The organism is Nonomuraea sp. NPDC049152 (genome assembly GCF_040648355.1).
Classification (GTDB): Bacteria; Actinomycetota; Actinomycetes; order Streptosporangiales; family Streptosporangiaceae; genus Nonomuraea.
In genome coordinates this window covers 125866-149345 of the sequence record NZ_JBEZDO010000019.1, presented here as the reverse complement: position 1 = coordinate 149345, position 23480 = coordinate 125866, and the positions used below count along the sequence as shown (strand labels likewise).

The 23480-nt window shown below is 68.5% G+C and carries 22 protein-coding genes and 1 riboswitch; of the genes, 16 read left to right on the top strand and 6 right to left on the bottom strand.

Annotated elements, in window-relative coordinates:
- Positions 1 to 3: 3 nt before the first annotated feature.
- A complete protein-coding gene (locus AB0B45_RS30910; protein WP_358137700.1) occupies positions 4 to 966 on the bottom strand; it encodes an SAM-dependent methyltransferase in 963 nt (320 codons plus the stop codon).
- Positions 967 to 1157: 191 nt separating this feature from the next.
- Here AB0B45_RS30910 and AB0B45_RS30905 point away from each other — a divergent pair, with 191 nt between their 5' ends.
- From AB0B45_RS30905 to AB0B45_RS30880, 6 genes are all read left to right on the top strand, one after another.
- Complete coding sequence (locus tag AB0B45_RS30905; protein WP_358137697.1) at positions 1158 to 1385, top strand: chaplin; 228 nt, start codon at positions 1158 to 1160, stop codon at positions 1383 to 1385.
- 274 nt (positions 1386 to 1659) lie between these two features.
- Positions 1660 to 2550: a DUF2520 domain-containing protein gene (locus AB0B45_RS30900; protein WP_358137694.1), complete on the top strand. Its 891-nt coding sequence runs from the start codon at positions 1660 to 1662 to the stop codon at positions 2548 to 2550.
- A gap of 48 nt (positions 2551 to 2598) precedes the next feature.
- Complete coding sequence (gene panC / locus AB0B45_RS30895) at positions 2599 to 3420, top strand: pantoate--beta-alanine ligase (RefSeq protein WP_358137691.1); 822 nt, start codon at positions 2599 to 2601, stop codon at positions 3418 to 3420.
- 10 nt (positions 3421 to 3430) lie between these two features.
- Complete coding sequence (panD, locus tag AB0B45_RS30890; RefSeq protein ID WP_358137688.1) at positions 3431 to 3841, top strand: aspartate 1-decarboxylase; 411 nt, start codon at positions 3431 to 3433, stop codon at positions 3839 to 3841.
- 75 nt (positions 3842 to 3916) lie between these two features.
- Positions 3917 to 6397, top strand: coding sequence for an L-aspartate oxidase (locus AB0B45_RS30885; protein ID WP_358137685.1), 2481 nt, complete (start codon positions 3917 to 3919; stop codon positions 6395 to 6397).
- On the top strand, positions 6398 to 7180 hold the full coding sequence (locus tag AB0B45_RS30880) for a type III pantothenate kinase (protein WP_358137682.1): 783 nt from the start codon (positions 6398 to 6400) through the stop codon (positions 7178 to 7180). It abuts the gene before it with no gap.
- A gap of 40 nt (positions 7181 to 7220) precedes the next feature.
- On the opposite strand, the gene AB0B45_RS30875 is transcribed toward AB0B45_RS30880, so the two are convergent.
- A complete protein-coding gene (locus AB0B45_RS30875; RefSeq protein ID WP_358137680.1) occupies positions 7221 to 7718 on the bottom strand; it encodes a hypothetical protein in 498 nt (165 codons plus the stop codon).
- A 145-nt stretch (positions 7719 to 7863) separates the two neighbouring features.
- Here AB0B45_RS30875 and lysX point away from each other — a divergent pair, with 145 nt between their 5' ends.
- The gene (lysX, locus tag AB0B45_RS30870) at positions 7864 to 9345 is read left to right on the top strand and encodes a bifunctional lysylphosphatidylglycerol synthetase/lysine--tRNA ligase LysX (protein ID WP_358137677.1); all 1482 of its coding nucleotides are present in this window, start codon (positions 7864 to 7866) and stop codon (positions 9343 to 9345) included.
- Positions 9346 to 9441: 96 nt separating this feature from the next.
- Here the strand turns inward: lysX and AB0B45_RS30865 are convergent, their stop codons facing one another.
- On the bottom strand, positions 9442 to 10371 hold the full coding sequence (locus AB0B45_RS30865; protein WP_358137674.1) for an NADP-dependent oxidoreductase: 930 nt from the start codon (positions 10369 to 10371) through the stop codon (positions 9442 to 9444).
- Between the two features lie 87 nt (positions 10372 to 10458).
- On the opposite strand from AB0B45_RS30865, the gene AB0B45_RS30860 reads away from it, so the two are divergent.
- Together AB0B45_RS30860 and AB0B45_RS30855 are read left to right on the top strand one after the other, a co-directional pair.
- A complete protein-coding gene (locus tag AB0B45_RS30860) occupies positions 10459 to 10878 on the top strand; it encodes a helix-turn-helix domain-containing protein (protein ID WP_358137849.1) in 420 nt (139 codons plus the stop codon).
- Positions 10879 to 11089: 211 nt separating this feature from the next.
- The gene (locus AB0B45_RS30855; protein ID WP_358137671.1) at positions 11090 to 11305 is read left to right on the top strand and encodes a LuxR C-terminal-related transcriptional regulator; all 216 of its coding nucleotides are present in this window, start codon (positions 11090 to 11092) and stop codon (positions 11303 to 11305) included.
- A gap of 74 nt (positions 11306 to 11379) precedes the next feature.
- Here AB0B45_RS30855 and AB0B45_RS30850 read toward each other — a convergent pair whose 3' ends face one another.
- On the bottom strand, positions 11380 to 12423 hold the full coding sequence (locus AB0B45_RS30850; protein WP_358137669.1) for an NlpC/P60 family protein: 1044 nt from the start codon (positions 12421 to 12423) through the stop codon (positions 11380 to 11382).
- Between the two features lie 5 nt (positions 12424 to 12428).
- Positions 12429 to 12576, bottom strand: a riboswitch (cyclic di-AMP (ydaO/yuaA leader).
- A gap of 274 nt (positions 12577 to 12850) precedes the next feature.
- Between AB0B45_RS30850 and AB0B45_RS30845 the strand changes: the two genes are divergently transcribed.
- The 6 genes from AB0B45_RS30845 to AB0B45_RS30820 all read left to right on the top strand — a co-directional run bounded on the left by AB0B45_RS30845 (position 12851) and on the right by AB0B45_RS30820 (position 20560).
- On the top strand, positions 12851 to 13420 hold the full coding sequence (locus tag AB0B45_RS30845) for an amino-acid N-acetyltransferase (protein ID WP_358137666.1): 570 nt from the start codon (positions 12851 to 12853) through the stop codon (positions 13418 to 13420).
- Positions 13421 to 13506: 86 nt separating this feature from the next.
- Positions 13507 to 14874: an RDD family protein gene (locus AB0B45_RS30840; RefSeq protein WP_358137663.1), complete on the top strand. Its 1368-nt coding sequence runs from the start codon at positions 13507 to 13509 to the stop codon at positions 14872 to 14874.
- A gap of 97 nt (positions 14875 to 14971) precedes the next feature.
- A complete protein-coding gene (locus AB0B45_RS30835) occupies positions 14972 to 15469 on the top strand; it encodes an RDD family protein (RefSeq protein ID WP_358137661.1) in 498 nt (165 codons plus the stop codon).
- A 390-nt stretch (positions 15470 to 15859) separates the two neighbouring features.
- Complete coding sequence (locus AB0B45_RS30830) at positions 15860 to 16192, top strand: Lsr2 family protein (RefSeq protein ID WP_358137658.1); 333 nt, start codon at positions 15860 to 15862, stop codon at positions 16190 to 16192.
- 313 nt (positions 16193 to 16505) lie between these two features.
- Positions 16506 to 19007, top strand: a complete 2502-nt coding sequence (locus AB0B45_RS30825) for an ATP-dependent Clp protease ATP-binding subunit (protein WP_358137655.1) — start codon at positions 16506 to 16508, stop codon at positions 19005 to 19007.
- Positions 19008 to 19630: 623 nt separating this feature from the next.
- Positions 19631 to 20560, top strand: a complete 930-nt coding sequence (locus AB0B45_RS30820; RefSeq protein WP_358137653.1) for a TIM barrel protein — start codon at positions 19631 to 19633, stop codon at positions 20558 to 20560.
- A gap of 50 nt (positions 20561 to 20610) precedes the next feature.
- Here AB0B45_RS30820 and AB0B45_RS30815 read toward each other — a convergent pair whose 3' ends face one another.
- Positions 20611 to 21477, bottom strand: a complete 867-nt coding sequence (locus AB0B45_RS30815) for an A/G-specific adenine glycosylase (protein WP_358137651.1) — start codon at positions 21475 to 21477, stop codon at positions 20611 to 20613.
- 67 nt (positions 21478 to 21544) lie between these two features.
- On the opposite strand from AB0B45_RS30815, the gene AB0B45_RS30810 reads away from it, so the two are divergent.
- Positions 21545 to 22234 carry a hypothetical protein gene (locus tag AB0B45_RS30810; RefSeq protein ID WP_358137648.1) on the top strand — a complete coding sequence of 230 codons (690 nt, stop codon included), beginning with the start codon at positions 21545 to 21547 and terminating at the stop codon, positions 22232 to 22234.
- A 74-nt stretch (positions 22235 to 22308) separates the two neighbouring features.
- Here AB0B45_RS30810 and disA read toward each other — a convergent pair whose 3' ends face one another.
- Entirely contained in the window at positions 22309 to 23394 is a 1086-nt protein-coding gene (gene disA / locus AB0B45_RS30805) for a DNA integrity scanning diadenylate cyclase DisA (protein ID WP_358137645.1), read from the bottom strand.
- Between the last annotated feature and the right edge of the window lie 86 nt (positions 23395 to 23480).

Here is a 23480-nt window from a genome sequence, read left to right as displayed (position 1 = left end):
GTTTTAACGTACCTGGCTAAGCCAGCCGAAACTGCCCAAGCCTGCCGGATCGACTAGTTCGGCTTCCTGTGAGGCGCGGGCCAGGGCCCTCAGATAGCCGGTCGGATCGGTTCGCGCGAGGTCGAGCGAAGGGCGGACGCCGGTCACTCCGAGAGTGCGCAGAATGTCGCGCTGTGTGGACAAGGTTGTGGATATCGCACCGGCTCGTAGGCCTGCGTCCGCGCACGCGTCGAGTGCGACATGTGCGGTGATGTCGCAGGTCCCGTCGGGTATGGGCGCGACGACCCAACCGTCCCTGTATCCGGTGAGCGTGCCGCGGGACGGCCGGTTATCCACAGGGTGTGCATAATCGACGGCGATCGCCTGACCCCTGGCCAGCCGTCCGACCACGGCCGCCCACGCCGCGCACCGCGACCTGCCGACCTCGGCCCGCTGGCCCACCCGCCGCAACGGCCACCATCGTTCGAGCCATCGCAGATCTTCCTCGCAGGGCGGGGGGCCGAGCCGCTCCTCGCCCGTCTCGATGTGGACGAGCACCACGCGAGGCCCGTCGGCGGCCTGCTCCACCACGTCGAAGGGGATGTTGTCCAGCCATTCGTTGGCGATCGCCATGCCGGTGATCCCCCGCGGGATGGTGTGGCTCCACGCGATCGCCTCGGGCAGGTCGGCGGGGCGGGAGGAGAGGTCGACCGCCGTGACCCTCAGCCGGTCGCGCAGCGCGGGCGGGGCGGCGGCCAGCACGTGAGAGGACAACGCTCCGTCACCCGCGCCGACGTCGACCAGGTCGAGCCGGTCGGGCCGGCCGAGCTCGCTGTCGAGACGCAGCAGCAGCGTCAGGACGGCCCCCGCGAAGACGGACGAGGCGCCGACCGAGGTGCGGAAGTGTCCTGAGGGCCGTTCGCGCAGGTAGAAACCGCTCTCCCCATAGAGCGCCCGTTCCATCGCCGCCCGCCAGGTGAGCCACATGTCACGGACTATCTCATGACCTTCCGGTGGCACGCCCGGTGATGGAATGACTACTCCCTGTCGCCGCTTTGCGCTACGGTTACCCGGTGTCATCAGACGATCGCCCCGACCCTTCCCCCAATGGGCCCGGTCCGATCGTCGACGCAGGCACCCGTACCGCGGCCGCGTGCCGCGCAATGAGAGGACAACCCATGCTGAAGAAGTCTGTCGTCGTCGCCGGTGTGCTGGCCATGATGGCGCTCGGCGCGCCTGCCGCCCACGCGGACAACGTCACCAGCGGCGACAGCGGCGTGCTGTCGGGCAACCAGATCTTCGCGCCGATCTCGATCCCCGTGAACGCGTGCGGCAACGCCGTGGCGATCCTCGGCGTGGCCGTCGCCGGGTGCAGGGGTGGCGCCGGGGTCGTCAACCACTGGTGATGTGAGAGCCGCGCGCCCGCCCTGCGACGAAGCAGGGCGGGCGCGCTTTCGCACCCCCGGGGGCCGGCCCGTCGGCGGAGGGTCGGCCCTCTTGTGTGGGAGCCGGCGCCGGGTCACCGTGGCTCGACGCGCGCCCTGACGGGGATGTCTCCTATATGTGCCCTTGCCCGGCTTTGTCCCAGCCCAACATGCGGCAAAAGAGCCGTGACGGTGGCTGCCGAGGAGCGCCGGTTACCCTGGTCAGCAGTGTCGGATGACAGGGGAGCGCGACGTCATGGACGCAGGGGATCGCCCGGGACGGCTGGCCGTCGGCGTGCTGGGCGCAGGCAAGGTGGGCTCGGTGCTCGGCGCCGCGCTGGCCCAGGCCGGCCACAGGATCGTGGCCGCGAGCGGTGTCTCCGACGCCTCGCAGCGCTGGTCGGGCGAGCGGCTCGGCGTGCGCACCGTCAGCCCCGACGAGGTCGTCGGCAGGGCCGAGCTGATCCTGCTCACCGTTCCCGACGACGCGCTGCCCGACCTGGTCGCGGGGCTCGCGGCCACGGGAGTCGACCTTCGCGGCAAGCTGCTCGTCCACACCAGCGGCGCCTACGGCCTGGCCGTACTCGACCCCGCCACTCAGGCAGGCGCGCTGCCGCTGGCCCTGCACCCCGTGATGACCTTCACCGGCAGGGATGACGACCTCAACAGGATCACCGGCATCTCGTTCGGCGTCACCTCGCCCGACCCGCTGCGCCCGATCGCCGAGGCGTTGGTCATCGAGATGGGCGGCGAGCCCGTCTGGATCGCCGACGCCGACCGCGCTCTCTATCACGCGGCCATCGCGGGGGCTGCCAACCACATGGTCACGCTGATCGCCGAGTCGTCCGAACTCCTGGGGAGGATCGGTGTCGAGCACCCTGGCAGGATGCTGGGCCCGCTGCTCGGGGCCGCGCTCGACAACGTGCTCAGGCTTGGCATCTCGGGGCTGACGGGGCCCGTGGTGCGCGGCGACGCGGGCACCGTGCGCAAGCACGTCGACGCGCTCATCCTGGCGGCGCCCGAAGCGGCCGACGCATACGTGGCACTCGCTAGGCTCACGGCGGACCGGGCGCTCGCCGCCGGGTTGCTGAAGCCCGAGGCGGCCGAGCGACTGCTCGACGCGCTCGGGGGGAACATTTGGACCTGATCGGGCCGGGACGTTCCGCCTGGACCTGATCAGTCTAGGAGGACATCGATGGAACTGATCGTCGCGCACGACCGCGCCGGCCTCGACAAAGCCCGCTCCTCGGGCAGAGTGGCGCTCGTCCCGACCATGGGCGCCCTGCACGAGGGGCACCGCTCGCTGATGCGGGCGGCCCGCGCGCTGGGCGACCAGGTCGTGGTCAGCATCTTCGTCAACCCGCTGCAGTTCGGCCCCGGCGAGGACTTCTCCCGCTACCCCCGCACCCTCGACACCGACCTCGACGTCTGCGCGGAGGAAGGGGTGGACGTGGTCTTCGCCCCCTCGGCCGACGACATGTACCGCTCCGACCGGCAGGTCGGAGTCTCGGCCGGCGAGATGGGCACGATCGTCGAGGGCGCGGTCCGCCCCGGGCACTTCGACGGCATGCTCACCGTGGTGCTCAAGCTGTTCAACCTGGTCCAGCCCGACGTCGCGGTCTTCGGCCAGAAGGACGCCCAGCAGCTCGCGCTCATCAGGCGCATGGTGGCCGACCTCAACGTGCCCGTGGAGATCGTGGGCGCTCCGACCGTGCGCGAGCCCGACGGCCTGGCGCTGTCCAGCCGCAACCGCTACCTCACCCCCGACGACAGGCAGTCCGCGCTCGCCCTGTCCCGCGCCCTGCGCGCGGGAGCCGCCGAGCGCACGCCTGCCTCCGCGCGCGCGGCCGCCACCGGGGAACTGGCCGCGTCGGGGCTCGCGGTCGACTACCTCGTCCTGGTCGACCCTGCCACGTTCGCCGAGGTCCCCGACTCCTTCAGCGGTCAGGCGGTCCTGGCGGTGGCGGCTAGAGTCGGCACCACCCGCTTGATCGACAACGTCCATGTGACGTTCTGAGGAGGCCCCCGTGTTCAGGACCATGATGACGTCCAAGATCCATCGAGCCACGGTCACACAGGCCGACCTGCACTACGTGGGCTCTCTCACCATCGACGAGGACCTGATGGAGGCGGCCGGCCTGCTGGAGGGCGAGCAGGTCCACGTCGTCGACATCGACAACGGCGCCCGCCTGGTGACCTACGCGATCACCGGACCACGCGGGTCGGGGATCATCGGCGTCAACGGCGCCGCCGCCCGGCTGATCTCTCCAGGCGACCTGGTGATCGTCATCGCTTACGGCCAGCTCGACGACGCCGAGGCGCGATCCTTCACGCCTCGAGTGGTTCACGTCGACCGCGACAACCGCATCGTCGAACTGGGCTCCGACCTGGCGGCGGCCGTAGAGGGAGCCGTACGGGGCGACGCGGTCCTCCGATGAAACATGGGGGGCGGGAAGGGAGCACGGGCCGCCGGGCGTTATCGTCATACTGACGAAATCTGAGGAGGTCCCCCCATGAGTGCACCGGCGATCCCGATGAAGCTCACCGCACCCGCCCCCGGGTGGACGGTCGAGGCCGACGTCGTCGTGGTGGGCTCGGGTGTCGCAGGGCTGACCGTGGCCCTGCGCTACGCCGAGCTCGAACCCACCGCGAAAGTCCTGGTCGTCACCAAGGACGTGCTGTCGTCAGGCTCCACGAGATGGGCGCAGGGCGGCATCGCCGCCGTGCTCGACCCTGCGGACTCGCCCGCCGAGCACCTGGGCGACACGCTCGTCGCGGGCGTCGGGCTCTGCGACGAGCAGGCCGTCAGGACGCTGGTGACAGAGGGTCCGGGCGCGCTGCGGAACCTGATCGCGAGGGGCGCCAGGTTCGACACCGACGAGCGGGGCGAGCTCCAGCTCACCCGCGAGGGCGGGCACCACCGCGACCGCATCGTGCACGCGGGCGGCGACGCGACGGGCGCCGAGGTGCAGCGGGCGCTCATCGAGGCGGTGCTCGCGCACGCCACGATCGAAGTGATCGAGCACGCGCTCGTGCTCGACCTGGTCAAGGACGCCAGGGGCCGAGCCAGGGGCGTGACGCTGCACGTCATGGGAGAGGGCGCGCGCGACGGCGTGGGCGAGGCGCGAGCCAGGGCCGTGGTGCTGGCCACCGGTGGCATGGGCCAGGTCTACGCCTCCACCACCAACCCCGTCGTCTCCACGGGCGACGGAGTCGCGCTCGCGCTGCGCGCGGGGGCCGTCGTCAGGGACCTGGAGTTCGTGCAGTTCCACCCCACCGTGCTGTGGCTGGGGGAGGAGTCGACCGGCCAGCAGCCGCTGATCTCCGAGGCGGTGCGCGGCGAAGGCGCCTACCTCGTCGACGCGGAGGGCGAGAGGTTCACCGACGAGCTCGCGCCGCGCGACGTGGTGGCCAAGGCGATCATGCGCAGGCCGGGCCAGATCTACCTCGACGGCCGCCACTTCGGCCTCGACAAGTGGAAGAGCCGCTTCCCGACGATCTACGGGATCTGCCTCGACCACGGGATCGACCCCGCCACCGAGCTGATCCCCGTCATGCCCGCCGCCCACTACGCCAGCGGCGGCGTCAGGACCGACCTGCGCGGGCGCACCTCGATCGAAGGTCTCTACGCCTGCGGCGAGGTCGCCTGCACGGGCGTGCACGGCGCGAACAGGCTGGCCTCCAACTCGCTGCTCGAAGGGCTGGTCTTCGCCGAGCGCATCGCCGAGGACATCCACCTGGTACGGCCGGCCCCCGGCGAGCCCGTGACCTCCACGGCCGAGGAGGGCCTCGTCGACCCCCGTGCCCGCGCCCGCGTCCAGGCCCACATGAGCAGCGGCGCCGGGGTGCTGCGCAGCAGGTCCTCGGTCGCGCGGACGGGGACCGCGCTGCGGGACGCCAGATGGACCCCCGTGGCCGTCCAGCCGTGCGTGGAGTCGTGGGAGAGCACGAACCTGCTCACCGTGGCCTCGGTCCTCGTGGCCGCCGCCCACGCACGCCTGGAGACCAGGGGCTCGCACTGGCGGGAGGACTTCCCCGACCGCGACGACGAGAACTGGCTCGGGCATCTGGACATCACGCTGACACAGGAGGGGCTGGCCATGACGTACACGCCGCACGGGACGGGGTCGCGCCTGGCGGAGGAACTGGAGGCCGCGGGGCTCGATCCCGCCGCCGTCGACGAGGTCGTCTCGCGCGCGCTCGCCGAGGACCTGCGGGAGGCGGGAGACGTCACCTCCCTGGCCACGATCCCCTCAGGACAGATCGCGACGGCCGACGTGGTGGCGAGGGCCGACGGCGTGGTCGCGGGCCTGGCCGTCGCCGAGGTGGTCTTCCGCAGACTCGGCGTCACCTCCGTCGAGCGCACGGTCAAGGACGGCGAGCGGGTGCGCCGAGGCGACGTGCTCATGACGGTCGAGGGCGGGACGCGCGCCCTGCTCACCGCCGAGCGCACGGCGCTGAACCTGCTCACCCACCTGTCGGGCATCGCGACGCTCACCGCCCGATGGGTCGCGGCGGTCGAGGGGACGGGCACCAGGGTGCGCGACAGCCGTAAGACGCTGCCGGGGTTGAGGGCGCTGGAGAAGTACGCGGTCAGGGCGGGCGGCGGGGTCAACCACCGCATGTCCTTGTCCGACGCGGCGCTCATCAAGGACAACCACGTGGTCGCCGCGGGCGGCGTCGCCGAGGCTTTCCGCAAGGTGAGAGATCTGTATCCAAATCTCCCGATCGAGGTGGAAGTGGACAGGATCGACCAGATCGCGCCCGTCCTCGCCGAGGGCGCCGAGGAGATCCTTCTGGACAACTTCACCGTGGAAGACCTGCGCCGAGCCGTCGAACTCGTCGCGGGAAGGGCACGGCTGGAGTCGAGCGGCGGGCTGACCTTGGAATCGGCCCGTGATGTAGCCGAAACTGGCGTGGACTACGTTGCTGTGGGAGCGCTCACGCACTCGGCACCTGCGCTTGACATAGCCCTGGATCTACGGGGGAACTAAATGCTGCTCGCGATCGACGTCGGCAACACTCACACGGTTCTCGGCCTCTTCGAGGGCGAGGAGGTCATCGAACACTGGCGGATCGCCACCGATGCCCGCCGTACCGCCGACGAGATCGCGGTCGTCGTGCAGGGGCTGCTGACCCAGTCGCCCCTGCTGAAGGGCGCGGACGTGAGCGGCATCGCGATCTGCTCGACCGTGCCCTCGGTGCTCAACGAGATGCGCGAGATGTGCCGCCGCTACTACGGCGACGTCACCGCGGTCATCGTGGAGCCCGGCATCCGCACCGGCGTGCCGGTCAGGATGGACAACCCCAAGGAGGTCGGCAGCGACAGGATCGTCAACTCCCTGGCCGCCATCGACCAGTACGGCGGGCCCTGCATCATCGTCGACTTCGGCACCGCGACCTCCTTCGACGCGGTGTCGGCCAAGGGCGAGTACGTCGGCGCGGTCACCGCGCCCGGCATCGAGATCTCCGTCGACGCCCTGGCGGCCGCGGGAGCGCAGCTGCACAAGGTCGAGCTGATCAGGCCGCGGTCCGTCATCGCGAAGAACACCGTCGAGGCGTTGCAGTCCGGCATCATCTACGGCTTCGCCGGGCAGGTGGACGGCATCGTCGAGCGGATGGCGGCCGAACTCGCCGACGACCCCGACGACGTCACGGTGGTGGCGACGGGCGGCCACGCCTCGCTCGTGGTCAGGGAGTCGCGCTCGATCGACGTGCACGAGCCGTGGCTGACGCTCATCGGGCTCAGGCTCATCTACGCCCGCAACACGACGTGAAGAAGGGCCCCCGCGGGAAGGGGCCCTTCTGTCCTGAGGGTCACACCTCTTCGGCGTCGTAGATGTCCCACCACTTGCCGCACTTGCTGACGTGGTGGCTGTAGGGGTCGTACTGGCAGACCTTGACGCGAAGCGCGTAGACGTCCTCCTCGTGGAACTGGAAGGACTTGGAGCCGGGGTAGCCGCAGTAGTAGCGGGAGTAGACCTGGTTCCAGTCGTACTCGTCGTCGGCCGCCTCGAACTTCACGAAGGCGCACTTGCCGCCGTGGCTGTACTTCCTGTTGTCCAGGTCGTAGAGCCGGCCCTTGACGTGCACCGAGTTGCCGTCCTCGTAGTCGCCCTCGACGCCGATCCAGCCGCTCGCCTTGGCGAGTCCGTACTTCGAGTAGTAGGGGCCCCAGTAGTCGTCGTAGTCGTAGCCGGAGGCGCTGGTGGTGAAGGAGGGGGAGGTCGAGGCGTTGGCGGTGGCGGGGAGCGACAGAGCCAGTGCGCCGGTGGCGGCCACTGCGAGGAAGCCTGTCGCGAGCTTCTTCATCATGATCTCTCCTTGAGCCCCACGGTTCCGGCTCCCTGCCGGATCCCCCCTGGGCTCTGTGTCTCATTGATAGCCCCGCCTGCTTGCACTCCCTTTGCAATAAGCTGACGAACTCTTGCATTGCGCCATATCGGTACCCTTTGGTGTTGTGAGCGACGAACTTCCCGAGCAGATGCGCATCCGGAGGGAGAAGCTCGACCGCCTTCGCGACGAGGGCGTCGACCCTTATCCGGTGACCTTTCCCCGTACGGCTACCAACGCCGAGATCAGGGAGAAATACCAGGGCCTCGACCCTGACACCGCGACCGGCGACAAGGTCGGAGTCGCGGGGCGCGTCATGCTCAACCGCATCGGCGGGAAGCTCTGCTTTGCCACCCTGCGTGACGGCGGCGGCGACCTGCAGGTCATGATCTCCCTCGACAAGGTCGGCGAGGAGTCGCTGGCCGCCTGGAAGCGCGACGTCGACCTCGGCGACCACGTCGGCATCGAGGGCGAGGTCATCACCTCTCGCCGCGGGGAGCTGTCCATCCTGGCCGACAGCTGGCAGATCACCTCCAAGTGCCTGCGCCCGCTGCCGGAGAAGCACGTCGGGCTCACCGATCCCGAGGCCCGGGTACGGCAGCGCTACGTCGACCTCATCGTCAACGACGAGGCGCGCAAGATGGCCCACATCCGCAGCGCCACGGTCCGCGCGGTGCGCGACTTCTGGCACGAGGAGGGCTACCTCGAGGTCGAGACCCCGATGCTGCAGCCGATCCACGGCGGCGCGGCGGCGCGTCCCTTCAAGACGCACATCAACGCCTACGACATGGATCTCTATCTCCGCATCGCGATCGAGCTCTATCTGAAGCGGCTCGTGGTCGGCGGCATCGAGAAGGTCTTCGAGATCAACCGCAACTTCCGCAACGAGGGCGCGGACTCCACGCACAACCCCGAGTTCACGATGCTCGAGGCCTACGGCACCTACCTCGACTACGACGATATGGCCGATCTGACGCAGCGGATGTACCAGAAGGCGGTCGTGGCCGCGCTGGACACCACCGTGGTCGTGCACGACGGCGTCGAGATCGACCTGGGCCTGGAGAGGTGGCCGCGGATCACGCTGTACGGCTCGGTCTCCTCGGCGCTGGGTGAGGAGATCACCACCGAGACCCCGCTCGACCAGATCAGGAAGCACGCCGACAAGCGCGACATCCACTGGGACCCGAAGTGGGGCCAGGGCAAGCTCGTCCAGGAGCTCTTCGAGGAGCTCGTCGAGCACACGCTGATCCAGCCGACGTTCGTCATGGACTACCCGCTGGAGACCTCGCCGCTGACCAGGCAGCACCGCGACAACCCGCTGCTCACCGAGAAGTGGGACCTGATCGGGTTCGGCACCGAGCTCGGCACGGCCTACTCCGAGCTGGTCGACCCGATCGAGCAGCGCCGCAGGCTCACCGAGCAGTCGGTGCTGGCCGCGGGGGGCGACCTCGAGGCGATGCAGCTCGACGAGGACTTCCTGCAGGCGCTCGAGTACGCGATGCCGCCGACGGGTGGCATGGGGGCGGGCATCGATCGGATGATCATGGCCTTCACCGGCAAGAACATCAGGGAGACGATCCTGTTCCCGCTGGTGAAGCCCACCCACTGACCCCACGGTGACGTCGGGCGCGGCGTGTCGCCGGCCGTTCTCCGCGAACGGCCGGCGTCGTGTTCTCGTGGGTCGAGCCGCTGGTGCCGTACCCGATCAAGGAGTCAGGACCAGGCGGCCGCGCAGGCCGCCGGCGGCGAGGCGGGCGTGCGCGTCGGCGGCCTTCTCCAACGGGTAGGTGCCGGCGACCCTGGCGGTGAGGCGGCCGAGGCCGGCCAGCCGCGAGATCTCGGCGAGTTGGCGCGGCTCCTCCCTGAAGAACACGGTCGTCACGTCCGTCCCGCGCAGCGCGACCGGCGCCACGCCCGCCGTCAGCGTGATGAACACGCCGCCGTCGCGCAGCGCGTTCAGCCCAGCCAGCCCGGTCACCGCGGCGTCGATCACGGCGTCGACCCCGTGAGGCACCCGCTCTCTGACCGCCTCGCCGAGGTCCTCATCCCGAGAGACGAACCACTCGGCGCCGAACCCTCGCACCAGTTCCTCGTCGTCCCTCCCCGCCGCGGCGACCACCCGCAGGCCCCGGGCGGCCGCCAGCTCCACCGCGAACCCGCCGACCGCACCGGCGGCGCCCGTGACGAGCACGGTCCGGCCCTGGTTCAGATTGGTCCTGTCGAGCGCCTGCCAAGCGGTCAGCGTGTTGAGCGGCAGTGTGGCCGCCTCGACCGCGGAGATCCCCTGCGGCGCGGGCGCGACCGCGTGGGCGTCGACCACCACGTACTCCGCCTGGGCCTTGGTCGGCAGTTCGAGCCGGCCGACGATGGCGATCACCTCCTGGCCGGGTGTGAAGGCGACGCCGTCGCCCACCTGGTCGATCACGCCTGCCGCGTCGAAGCCGAGCCCGTAGGAGTCGAGTTCGCGGGCGACGCCGTAGTCGGTGAGCGTTCCCGCCGCGACCGCGAGGTCGAACAGGTTCACACCCGCGGCCGCGACCTTGATCCGCACCTGGCCCTTCCCCGCCTGAGGGATCGGTGCGTCGATGAGCTCGGGAGAGCCTGACCCCCCGATGAGTGCACGCATTGTCGTCATGCCGCCGACGCTAGGGAGTGTTGCTCTCTTCTGGTAAGAAGGCACCTGGAAGTGCGTTACTCACCCGAGGGAGCTCCGTTGGCGACCATGACGGCGGCCGCGCGCCGCGCCGAGGCCAAGCAGGCCTATGACGCCTATATCGCCCAGTGCCCTTCAAGGAAGCTGCTCGACGCTCTTAGCGACAAATGGGTCAGTCTGGTGCTCACCGCTCTTGCCAATGGGTCGATGCGTTACAGCGATCTGGCCAGGATGGTGGCGGGCGTGAGTCAGAAGATGCTGACCCAGACACTTCGCGGGCTGGAAAGGGACGGTCTGGTCTCCAGAACGGTGACCGCGTCGGTGCCCGTGCGGGTCGATTATCGCCTCACACCACTCGGAACGAGCCTGTTGCCACTCATGGCAGCGATCAAGGAATGGGCCGAGAGTCACATCGAGGACGTCGAGCTCGCCCGCGAACGCTATGACGCCCAACTGGACGGCGAACAATCAGGGCGAAATTCCGGATAAGGACAGTTTCCTGTAAGGCGGTTGTGGATCGTTCTGCGCACCACGCGCCATCCGAGTTCTTCATATAGAAACGATCAAGTCAATAGCCGCCGTCAAGCGTCGAGCGAATCGACCTTGACGACCTTTCCCGTATGCGTTTACCGTCTGCGAGACGAGCGGCTTGCTCGGGCCGAGACGTCGCAGGGTTGTGCTGTTGGTGGGAGGGCTCCCGATGGATGTGCTCACCGACGACGGAGTCGTGCTGAGCCAGGATGACCTGGAACTCCTCGCGGAGTTGGCCAAGGGCGTCACGGTCGACCGCGTGGGCAGGACGCTGGAGATCAGCGGCCGCACGGTCCGTCGTCGCCTGCGCGTCATCTGCGACAGGATCGGCGTGGCCACGGCGATCGAGGCGGTGGCCTGGGCGGCGCGCCGAAGACTCATCTAGCCGACGCTGATCGGCGGCGCGGCCGGGTCGGTGGTGTGGACGGGTCCCGCCCAGTCGGCTGCGGACGGTCCCGTCTAGTCGGCGATGCGGACGGCTCCCGCGAACGGCCTGTTGCCGATCGCGGCGATCCGGACGACGTCGCCGGTCTGGGGCGCGTGCACCATCATCCCGCCGCCGAGGTAGATGCCCACGTGATGCAGGTCGCTGTAGAAGAAGACCAGGTCGCCGGGGCGCAGCTGCTCGCGCGTGATGTGGGTGCCGGCCGTCCACTGGTCGCCGGTGTAGTGCGGCAGGCTGATGCCGACGCGCTGGTAGGCGGCCATGACCAGCCCCGAGCAGTCGTAGGAGCCTGGACCCTCGGCACCCCACACGTACGGCTTGAGCTGCTGCGTCAGCGCCCACCGCGCGGCCTCCGCCGCCTTGCCGCTGCCGATGATCGGCAGGTTGACCCTGGTGGCGCGGGTGCCCGGCCGGCCGGCCTCGCCGATCGCCCTCTTGAACAGGCTGCTCTCGACCTTGGCCACCATCGAGGTGATCTTGTCGCGCTTGCCGCCGAGGTCGTCGACGAGCTTCTGGACCTCGGCCAGCCGCGTCTTGGCCGTCGCCTTGGCCTTCTCGGCGGCGGCGATGGAATCGGCGAGCGCCTTGACCTCCTGGCCCTGCTGCTGGTTGAGGGCGAAGGAGGTGGCGGCGGCGTCGAGGAAGGCGTCAGGGTCGGCCGAGTTGGCGAAGGCGAGCCCGTCGGTGAGGCCGCCGGACATGTAGGTGCTCTCGGCCAGGAGGGTGGCCCGCGCCCGCTTGGCGGCCAGGTCGGCCTCGCTGGTGGCCAGGATCTTCTTGGCGTTGTCCGCGGACTTCTTGACGCTCTTGAGCTTCTCGCGCTGGCCGTTGTACTGCTCGGTGAGCGTCTCGATGTCGTTGTGGAGCTTCTCGACGCGCTTGGAGAGCTCCTTGAGCGACGGCTTGGGATCGGCAGTGGCCGAGCCCAGAGGCGTGGTGAGGGCCAGCACGGCCATCGCGGCGCCCACGATCGCGAACCGTTTCCTGTAGGAACCCGGTTCGTGGGGGCGGGCGTGCTCGCCCGCGGACTTCCCCTCGCGGATGCGCCTGCGCTTCACCAACCAGCTCCTCTCGTAGTCGCCGACCGGGTTAGCTGACGGGTTCGGGCCGGAGCAGCCCTACCGAGCGCGAGCTCGGACTCACCCCTTGACGGCTGGTGGCCGCCGGCGGGTCCCCGGCTCCCCGTGTGGGGGATTAGGCGTGTCTCCACGCCTGGCGCGTGGGGGACATCGTCGGTGGACACTAGTGCAAGCAAGGTTCGTGCTCAACCAGAACTGCCAATCCAGTAGAGGAAGCGCATCCGAAGGATCACGGGCAGATCACACAAAAGGCCGATCGACCAGGAGGTTGCAAAGCCTTTACTGAGATTCACGATGGTTTGTCGGGCTTGTCGTGCAGAGATGCGGACTGTGCTCGCCTCGCTACAGAGCGCCATGTGACGGCAGTTAAGGATGGGCCGAAACGGGCTAGGTACGCTGAAGGGCCATGGAGCAGGTCGTCGAGCGCGCAATGCAGGACACCGAGATCGTCGTACGGCGAGCCCGCACGCCGGACGTCAGGTCGATCAGGCGCCTGGTCGACATCTACGCGGGAGCGGGCCGAAAGCTGCTGGAAAAAGCCACGGTCACGCTGTACGAGGATGTCCAGGAGTTCTGGGTCGCCGAGCGCGGCGGCCAGGTCGTCGGCTGCGGCGCGCTCCACGTGCTCTGGGAGGATCTCGCCGAAATTCGCACGGTCGCCGTGGACCCCGCGGTCAAAGGTTCAGGTATCGGTCACCGTATTGTTACCGCGCTGGTGAGAACGGCCCGCGACCTGGGGCTTCGGAGGGTCTTCTGCCTGACGTTCGAGGTCGACTTCTTCACCCGGCATGGCTTCGTCCCGATCCAGGGAACTCCGGTATCGCCCGAGGTCTACGCCGAGTTGCTGGCCTCCTACGACGAGGGTGTGGCCGAGTTTCTCGACCTCGAGCACGTCAAGCCCAACACCCTTGGCAACACCAGGATGCTGCTCCATCTGGAAGCAGTTGACTATGGCGTTGACCAAGAGGAAAGGTGATTGTTGATACTCATGTCGATACGTTGGGCAACAGCAAGCATGTGTCCTGACATGTGCCACATGCGCCATCGAAGCGAGGTGACACGGTGAGCACCGGACAGCCGCCGTATCCGCAGGATCAACCTGATGAGAATTCCGGATACGGTCAGCAGAACGCAGGACGCCCGGGCGAGCAGCCCGATCCTGACGTGACGATCGTCGGCTACCGCCAGGACGGCGGCGGCTACGGTCAGCCGTCACAGGCGCAGCAGCCCGACTACGGTCAGCAGCAGGGCTACGGCCAGCAGCAGCAGGGGTACGGCCAGCAGGGCTACAGCCAGCCCGGCTACGGTCAGCAGCAGGGCTACGGCCAGCAGGCCGCGTCCTCGGGCCAGCAGCCCGGCTACGGCCAGCAGCAGCCTCCCTATGGCCAGCAGCCCTCCTCCTCGGGGCAGCAGCCCTCCTACGGGCAGCCGGACTACGGCCAGCAGCCCGGCTACGGACAGCAGCAGCCCTCCTACGGCCAGCAGCCCGGCTACGGCCAGCAGCAGCCCTCCTCCAGCCAGCAGCCCGGCTACGGCCAGCCGGACTACGGTCAGCAGCAGGGGTACGGCCAGCAGGCCTCCTCGGGCCAGCCGCCGGAGTACGGTCAATCCGGCTCCGGCCAGCAGCCGGAGTACGGTCAGCCCGGCTATGGCCAGCAGCCCGGCTACGGCCAGCCCGCGTCCGGTCAGCAGCCTGGCTATGGCCAGCAGCAGCCCTCCTACGGCCAGCAGCCCGGTTACGGTCAGCAGCCCCAGCAGGGCTACGGTCAGCAGGGCCAGTCGCAGCCCGGCTACGGCCAGCAGTCGCCCTACGGCCAGCAGCAGCCCTACGCCCAGCCCGGCTACGGCCAGCAGCAGCAGCCCGCCTACGGGCAGCCCGGCTACGGCCAGCCGTACGGGGCTCCGGCCGGAGTGCAGCCGCCGGGCGCGCCCGCCCCGCTCGCCGAGTGGTGGCAGCGTCTGGTCGCCCGCATCGTCGACGGCGTGATCTTCGGGATCTTCTGGTTCATCATGAGCGCGATCCTCTTCGCGGTCCTGTTCGCCAGTTACGACATCAACACCGGTGCGACGAGCGGCCTGAGCGCGGGCGTGCTCACGGCGATCCTCGCCGTCATCGCAACACTGTTCTACGTGGGCTACGAGTTCCTGCTGACCAAGTCCAAGGGACAGACTCTGGGCAAGATGGTCATGGGCATCAAGATCGTCCCGGTCGGTGGAACCGTGGGCCCCGGCGGCCTATCCAGCGACGCCGCGATCAAGCGGGCGGCCATCACCTGGGGCGGTGCCATTCTCAACCTGGTGCCGTGGTTCGGCGGGCTTCTCGCGTTCGCCGCGATGGGCGTCAACGCCGCCTCCCAGCTCTGGGACAAGCCGTTGCAGCAGACCTTCGCCGACAAGGTGGCGAACACCGTCGTCGTGAAGATCAAGTAAGGCGATACCTGTAAAACGGGGGTCGGCATGAGGCCGGCTCCCGTTTTCGTGTCCTAGGCCCTGTAATCGCGGTCGGCGGGCGTACAGAATGGGCCTTATGGTCGCGCCGCCGGCGGGAGTGCGGGCCGTACCGGCTGATTGGTGGGAACGGCTCGTCGCGCGAAGCATTGAGGCCCTCGTCATCGGGGTCTTCTATTACATCCTGTTCATCGCGGCCTGGGGTTTGTTGCGGACTGTAGGCCTTCTCGCGGTGTATGGCGACTGGCTGCCGGGGTTGTTGGCCTGGCTCGTCATCGGGCTGGCTTATGCGGGCTATGACTGCCAGGCGCATTACCGGCACCGCCGCACCTTCGGGAAGGTGATCATGAAGATAAGCCTGGCGCCCGCTCCGGGGCGGCGGCTGTCGCTGGTGGATCTGTCGAAACGCGCGATCCTCTATCCGGGGCCCATCGCCCTCCTGGAGATTCCTGGCGCCAATGTCGTCGTGGGAATCCTCGTGTTCGCCGTCGGGCTGTCTATCTTGATCGACAAGCCCTTGCAACGGGGGTTGCATGACAGGTGGGCGGGTTCCTTGGTGATCAAAGACCCTCACTGAAGTGTGCATCTACCGCCAGGAACCGATTTTTCAGGATTTTCCGGGCGATCGGGTAAGAACTCTGGAGAGACTGGCATTAGGCTAGGTGGGACACCCCGCCTGGTGGTCGCCGTCTTTGGGGGCGCTATCGTCGGGGCGGAGAGTCGACAACAGCCGTCCCGCGCCCCGTCGCCGGGCGGCTCGTGCATAAAGGGCGCGTCTCCCACAAACCCCATGAGGCGGAGTGGGGCGGAATGAGCCGCCGGGCGCCGTCCAAACAGGACGGGTCCGCCGGGAACCGGATCTGGCTGAGTTGTCAGAGAATCCGCGAAGCGCTGAATTGTCTCGTCGCCTTTTCGGGTATATGTTTGGCAGGCGAATGAAACAATGCTCCGGGAAAGGATTCCGTAGATGGCCAAGCAGATCCAGGAGATTCTCATCGATGACCTCGATGGGGGCGAGGCCAATGAGACGGTCAGCTTCGCCATTGACGGAGCGTCCTATGAGATTGACCTCAGCGACGTTAACGCCAAGAAGCTGAGGGACGCGCTGACGCCTTTCGTCTCGTCCGCTCGCAAGTCGGGCGCCGTTGCCGCCCGTCGCCGGGTGCGCGGAGGCGCACGTTCGATGAGCCGTGAGAAGAGCTCCGAGATTCGGCAGTGGGCGAAGGCCCACGGCCTCCAGGTCAGCGAGCGCGGGCGCATCTCCTCCGCGATCGTGGAGAAGTACGAAGCAGCGCACTGACATCATGCGCTTATGCCGATCGCCTAGAACCCCGGAGATCGCCATAAGCGCATGATCGTGTTTGCCCGTGAAAACCCGGGCGTGTCGTGCGGGCGATGGCCCGCGCGCTAAACGTCGTTCGCTTGCGGCGTATCGGGAACACAGCACCCCCAGTAGGTAGTTGGATGGAGGGTGAACGCCCTGCTCTCGGGGAACGTCTCTGCTATAGAGCGTGTCAGCGGCAAGAGGCATGGTTCGCCGAGCCAGGGCTAGCATGCGGGAGGACGGGACCGGATTTACCGGCCTGACTGACCGCTCTGTGAGGAGCGACGAGATGTTCGAGAGGTTCACCGACCGAGCAAGGCGGGTTGTCGTCCTGGCCCAAGAAGAGGCCAGGATGCTCAACCACAACTACATCGGCACTGAGCACATTCTTCTTGGTTTGATCCATGAAGGTGAGGGCGTAGCCGCCAAGGCTCTGGAGAGCCTCGGCATCAGCCTTGAGGGTGTGCGTCAGCAGGTCGAGGAGATCATCGGCCAGGGCCAATCGGCTCCGTCGGGGCACATTCCGTTCACCCCGCGGGCCAAGAAGGTTCTTGAGCTGTCGCTCCGTGAGGCTTTGCAGCTGGGTCACAACTACATCGGCACCGAGCACATCCTGCTCGGGCTCATCCGCGAGGGTGAGGGTGTGGCAGCCCAGGTGCTGGTCAAGCTTGGAGCCGATCTCAACCGTGTCCGGCAGCAGGTCATCCAGCTGCTCCACGGCTACCAGGGCAAGGAGCCGGCCGCCGCGGGCGGCCCGCAGGAGTCCGCGCCTTCCACCTCCCTGGTGCTCGACCAGTTCGGCCGCAACCTGACCCAGGCGGCCCGCGAGGGCAAGCTGGATCCGGTCATCGGCCGTGAGAAGGAGATCGAGCGGGTCATGCAGGTCCTCTCCAGGAGGACCAAGAACAACCCCGTTCTCATCGGCGAGCCCGGCGTCGGCAAGACCGCCGTCGTCGAGGGCCTGTCGCAGAAGATCGTCAAGGGCGAGGTCCCCGAGACGCTGAAGGACAAGCAGCTCTACACGCTTGACCTCGGCGCGCTGGTGGCTGGATCCCGCTACCGCGGTGACTTCGAAGAGCGCTTGAAGAAGGTGCTCAAGGAGATCCGCACCCGTGGCGACATCATCCTGTTCATCGACGAGCTCCACACGCTCGTGGGTGCGGGCGCGGCGGAGGGCGCGATCGACGCCGCCAGCATCCTGAAGCCGATGCTGGCCCGCGGCGAGCTGCAGACCATCGGCGCCACCACTCTTGACGAGTACCGCAAGTACCTCGAGAAGGACGCCGCGCTGGAGCGCCGTTTCCAGCCGATCCAGGTGGCCGAGCCTTCGCTCAGCCACACGATCGAGATCCTCAAGGGTCTGCGCGACCGCTACGAGGCGCACCACCGCGTGTCCATCACCGACGACGCGCTGGTGGCCGCCGCGCAGCTGGCCGACCGCTACATCAGCGACCGCTACCTTCCCGACAAGGCGATCGACCTCATCGACGAGGCCGGTTCCCGGATGCGCATCCGCAGGATGACCGCTCCGCCGGACCTGCGCGAGTACGACGAGAAGATCGCCAACGTCCGTCGCGACAAGGAGTCCGCGATCGACGCGCAGGACTTCGAGAAGGCGGCTGCCCTCCGCGACCAGGAGAAGCAGCTCCAGCTCAAGCGCGAGCGCCGCGAGAAGGAGTGGAAGGCCGGCGACATGGACGTCGTGGCCGAGGTCACCCAGGAGCTCATCGCCGAGGTCCTGGCCACCGCCACCGGCATCCCTGTCTTCAAGCTGACCGAGGAGGAGTCCCAGCGCCTGCTCCGCATGGAGGACGAGCTCCACAAGCGGATCATCGGCCAGGACGACGCCATCAAGGGCCTGTCGCGGTCCATCCGGCGCACCCGCGCCGGTCTGAAGGACCCGCGCCGTCCCGGCGGCTCGTTCATCTTCGCCGGCCCCTCGGGTGTCGGTAAGACCGAGCTGTCCAAGGCCCTGGCGGAGTTCCTCTTCGGCGACGAAGACGCTCTGATCATGCTGGACATGTCGGAGTTCATGGAGAAGCACACCGTCTCCAGGCTGTTCGGCTCCCCGCCCGGCTACGTCGGGTACGAAGAGGGCGGCCAGCTGACCGAGAAGGTGCGGCGCAAGCCGTTCTCCGTGGTCCTGTTCGACGAGATCGAGAAGGCCCACCCCGACATCTTCAACTCGCTGCTGCAGATCCTGGAAGACGGTCGCCTGACCGACGCCCAGGGTCGGGTGGTCGACTTCAAGAACACGGTCATCATCATGACCACCAACCTCGGCACCAGGGACATCTCCAAGGGCATCGGGGTCGGGTTCGCGAAGTCCAACGACGCGGAGTCCAACTACGACCGGATGAAGTCGAAGGTCCAGGAAGAGCTCAAGCAGCACTTCCGGCCCGAGTTCCTCAACCGTGTCGACGACATCGTGGTCTTCCACCAGCTCACCCCGAAGGAGATCATCAAGATCGTCGATCTGATGCTCACCCAGGTGGACGAGCGCCTGAAGGACCGCGACATGGGGCTCGACGTCTCGCCCGCCGCCAAGCAGCTGCTGGCCGACCGCGGCTACGACCCGGTGATGGGCGCCCGTCCGCTCCGCCGTACGATCCAGCGCGAGCTGGAGGACTCTCTGTCGGAGAAGATCCTGTACGGCGAGCTGCGTCCCGGCCAGGTGGTCAAGATCGACATCGAGGGTGAGGGCGACAACGCCAAGTTCACCTTCATCGGCGAGACCGCCTCGCGCGTTCCCGACTCGGCCGCCGCCATCGCGGAGCCGATCCAGAACTAGCGCAGGGTTGCGACAGGGCCCGCGTGGGACTTCCCACGTGGGCCCTGCCTTTTCGTGGGGTCCTCTCGAGAGGCCGGGGCGTCCGCGTGACGGCTCCGTTCGTCTCCCCTCGGGAAGCCGGGTCATCCGGGTAGTGGGTTCTTCTGGTGGGCGTCGCCCCGACATGCCCGGTCGTTCTCCACGGCAAGCCCCGCCAGGCGCCTCCGTCCGGCACGTGGTGCCGTCCGTCGAAGGCGCGCCGCCCAGCAGGACTTCGCTTCTCGCCGCCACGGCGCACATCAAACCGCGCAACAGGTCGGCTTCTGTCGGATGCTCTTGGGGGCGCGGGATGGGCGGTGGCAGGCCGGATGGCGGGCTTGGTTGCATCGGTTTGGTGTCAGATCGGTGACTCCAGGTCGAGATCCGCTACACCGCCACGGGAAGTAGTACTACAATCTGTAGAGTAAAGACTGCCAAGTCCCGCACAAGTGACCCACAAGACGGCGTCCTTAGGTTGGGGCTAATCCCTGAGGCGTAGTCAGGAATCAACTCAGGGCGGACGCGGAGGCCCCCGCCGGGCGGGCAAGCTCGGCGTATGTCCGGGCGATGGACACAACACCCAGTGCAAGCCGTGGAGGAAGCCGATGCGCCTGCGTCACGACGACGGAACGCTCGTTCACTTGGCCTACAACGCAGGCGTGCACCCCGCCGAGGACCTCGAAAACCTGATCGCCCACCTGACCCGCTACGCCGTACCTGTGCGCAAGCGCCTCGCCGTGGAGCGGATGGGCGTCGGGTTGTGGCTCTCGCCCGCCGTGGCCGACCACCTGATCGCCGACCGTATCGAGCTGGTACGGCTGCGCCGCTCCCTCGAGGAGCGCGGTCTCGAAGTGGTCAGCCTGAACGGCACCGGCGGCCGCAACCAGGAGGTGCCGGGCCCCGACTGGGCCAAGCCCGAGCGCTACCGCTACACGATGTCCCTCGCCAAGATCCTCGCTTTCCTGCTGCCGGAGGACGTGCGGTTCGGCAGCATCTCCACCATCCCGATCGGGTGGCGCCGCGACTGGCCCGCCGACCTGCACGCCATCGCCACCCGCAGGCTGGAGCGCCTGGCCCGTGAGCTGCGCGGCATCTACAGCGTCACGGGGAAGACGATTCGGGTCGGCTTCGAGCCGTGGCCCGGATGCGTCCTGGAGACGACCGAGCAGGCCCTCGAGCGGGTGGGCGGCATCGACTCCGAACACCTCGGCGTATGCCTCGACGCCTGTCACCTCGCGTGCGGTGGTGGCGAGGAGCCTGGTGCGGCGCTGCGCGGGCTTGCCGAGGTCGGCGCGCCGGTGGTCAAGCTGGGACACGTTCACAACCACACCGACACCGGCGCGGTCCTGCACGACACGCTGACCGCCATCCTGTCGGGCGCCGTGAACGGCACCGCGCACATCGAGGTCGAGACCCACAACCTGATGGTGCCGGGTCGCGCCAAGGGCCCGGGGGCGCTGGTGTCGATGCTGGCCGAGGAGCTCGACTGGGCCCGCACCAACCTCACCTCCCTGGGCCTCCAACTCGCCGCCTGACCCCGCCGCACCGGACTCCGGGTCCCTGCGCCGGGGCTCGGTGTGGTGGTTCAGGTGGGTAGGCGGTAGGTGCCGTCGTCCAGGACTTCGGCCAGGCCGTCGGTGATGAGCCCGTCGAGGGCGCGTTCCCGCTGGACAGGTTCGTCCCAGGCCGCGTCGAGCGCCGTCTTCGGGACCGGGCCGTGCGCCGCGCGCAACACCGCGAGCAGGCGTCCCCTGCACTGCCGGTCCGTGCCGTCATACGTCTGGCCCTTGCGGGCCTGGCCAGGAGGCTTCCCCGCGAGGCGCCAAGCGCACTGCGCCTGGACGGGGCAGCGCTCGCACCGGGGGCTGCGTGCCGTACAGACCAAGGCGCCGAGCTCCATGACCGCCACACCCCAGACGGGCGCGCCCACGAGGGGCAGCAGGTCGTGAGCGAGGCGGCGTTCGGCGGCCGTGGTGGCGGTCGGCGGGTACTCCTCCGCACGGACCGTCCGGCCAAGCACGCGGCGGACGTTGGTGTCGAGCACGGGGTGGCTGCCGCCGAAGGCGAAGCTGGCCACGGCCGCGGCGGTGTACTCGCCGATGCCGGGCAGTGCCAGCAGCGTCGCGTGGTCGGAGGGCACCTCGCCGCCATGCTCGGTGGTGATCGCCTTGGCGCAGGCGTGCAGGCGCAGCGCCCTGCGCGGGTAGCCGAGCCGACCCCAGTGGCGTACGGCCTCGCCGGGGGGTTCGGCCGCGAGGTCGGCAGGGGTGGGCCAGCGCCGCATCCACTCCTCCCACACCGGCAGGACACGGACGACGGGGGTCTGCTGGAGCATGATCTCGCTGACCAGGATTCCCCACGGGGTGGCGTCGTGGCGGCGCCAGGGGAGATCGCGGGCATTGTCCGCGTACCAGTCGAGAATCGGCTCTCGTAGGAGGTTCGGGTCGGCCACCCGCTCAGACTAGTGGGTTACGGCGTGTCGTCACCCTCCGTGCGTGGGGCTTCAGCATCCTGTGAGTATGGATCCGGATACCCTGCGTGGCGGCACTGGGGATGTCTACTGGCGGCGGCGCATGACCGTACTCGTCGGGGTGCTGGTCGTGGTGGCCTTCGTGGCGTGGGCGTGTTCGGCCACAGGTGGACCGCAGCACGCCGCGAACACGGAGAAGGCGTCCGCGCCGTCGGGGGAGCCGGTGCTCGCAGGGTTGCCCTCCGTGACGATGACGCCGACCCCCAAGCCGCCGAAGGCGCGCGCCACCCCTTCCCCTTCACCGTCTCCTTCCCCCTCTCCGTCGCCGACGCACCAGGTGCGCAGGGCGGGGATGCCGTGCGAGGAGAAGGACCTGGTGCTCAACCTGGAGCAGCGGCAGGAGGTCTACACGTCCCAGACCCAGCCGAACTTCATGGTCACCCTGGTCAACACCGGTCCTGTGATGTGCACGGCCGATGTGGGTCCGCGCGCGATGGAGATCCGGATCACGTCGGGCAGCGATCGGGTGTGGTCGACGTCCGACTGCGTGAGCGGTGAGGGGGTCGAGATCCACAAGCTGCAGCGCGGCATCCCTTACGTTCGCAGCCTCGACTGGGACCGTCGCCGCTCGGGCACCGACTGTTCGGCCAGGCGGGCCGACGCGCTGCCGGGCACGTATGTCGCGGTGGTGCGGACGGGCGGGATGCGCAGCCCCAAGGCGGTCTTCCACCTCCGCTGAACGCGCCGCACGCCGGGCTCGTCCGGGAGGCGATGGGGTCGTTTCTCCGGGGCGAGCCACAGGGAGCGGCGGGCTCAGACGTAGCGTTCGAGGATGCTGGACTCGGCCAGCCGCGACAGCCCCTCGCGAACGCTCCTGGCCCTCGACTCGCCGACCCCGCCCACCGCCTGCAGGTCGTCGACGCTCGCGGCCAGCAGCTTCTGCAGCCCGCCGAAGTGGTCCACCAGCCGGTCGACCACTGTCGCCGGCAGCCGGGGGACCTTCGCCAGCAGCCGGAACCCGCGCGGGCTTGCCGGGCTGTCGAGCGTCTCGTTCTCGCCGCGCCCCAGCACCTGCGCCACCGCCGACAGGTCGAGCAACTCGCTCGCCGACAGCCCGTCGAAGTCGTGCAGGATGTCGGCGACCCTGCGCCTGGTCCGCGCCGACGACGCGGGAAGGTAGTCGCGCACGATCAGCTCGCGGTCGGAGTCGACCCCGGCGACCAGTTCGTCGAGCTGCAGGGACAGCAGGCGGCCGTCGGTGCCGAGCTCGACGACATAACCCTGGATCTCCTCGGAGATCCTGCGCACCATCTCGAGGCGCTGGGCGACGGCGGCCACGTCGCGGACCGTCACCAGGTCCTCGATCTCCAGCGCCGACAGGGTGCCGGAGACCTCGTCGAGGCGGTGCTTGTAGCGTTCGAGCGTGGCAAGGGCCTGGTTGGCCCTGGACAGGATGGCCGCCGACTCCTCCAGGACGTAGCGGATGCCGTCGAGGTAGAGGGCGATGATCCGCATCGACTTGCTGATCGCGATGATCGGGAAGCCGGTCTGCCTGGCGACGCGCTGCGCCGTACGGTGTCGGGTGCCTGACTCGTCGGTCGAGATGGACGGGTCGGGCACGAGGTGCACCGCGGCCCGCACGATCTTGTGATCGTCGGGGCGGAGCACGATGGCGCCGTCCATCTTGGCCAACTCGCGCAGTCGCGTCGCGGAGAACTCCACGTCGAGCTCGAATCCGCCGCTGCACAGCTCCTCGACCACGCTGTCGTAGCCGAGCACGATGAGGCCGCCCGTCTGGCCGCGCAGGATGCGCTCCAGGCCGTCTCTCAGCGGAGTGCCCGGAGCAACCGAGGCGAGGGCCGCACGACGACGGTCGTCAAGACTCCTGTCGATTGCCACCTGACCCCCGTGTTCTAGTCAAATTCCAGCTTACCGGCCAACCTGTGTGCCGTACCCGCAGTCTCATCAACCCCATCCTCATCCGA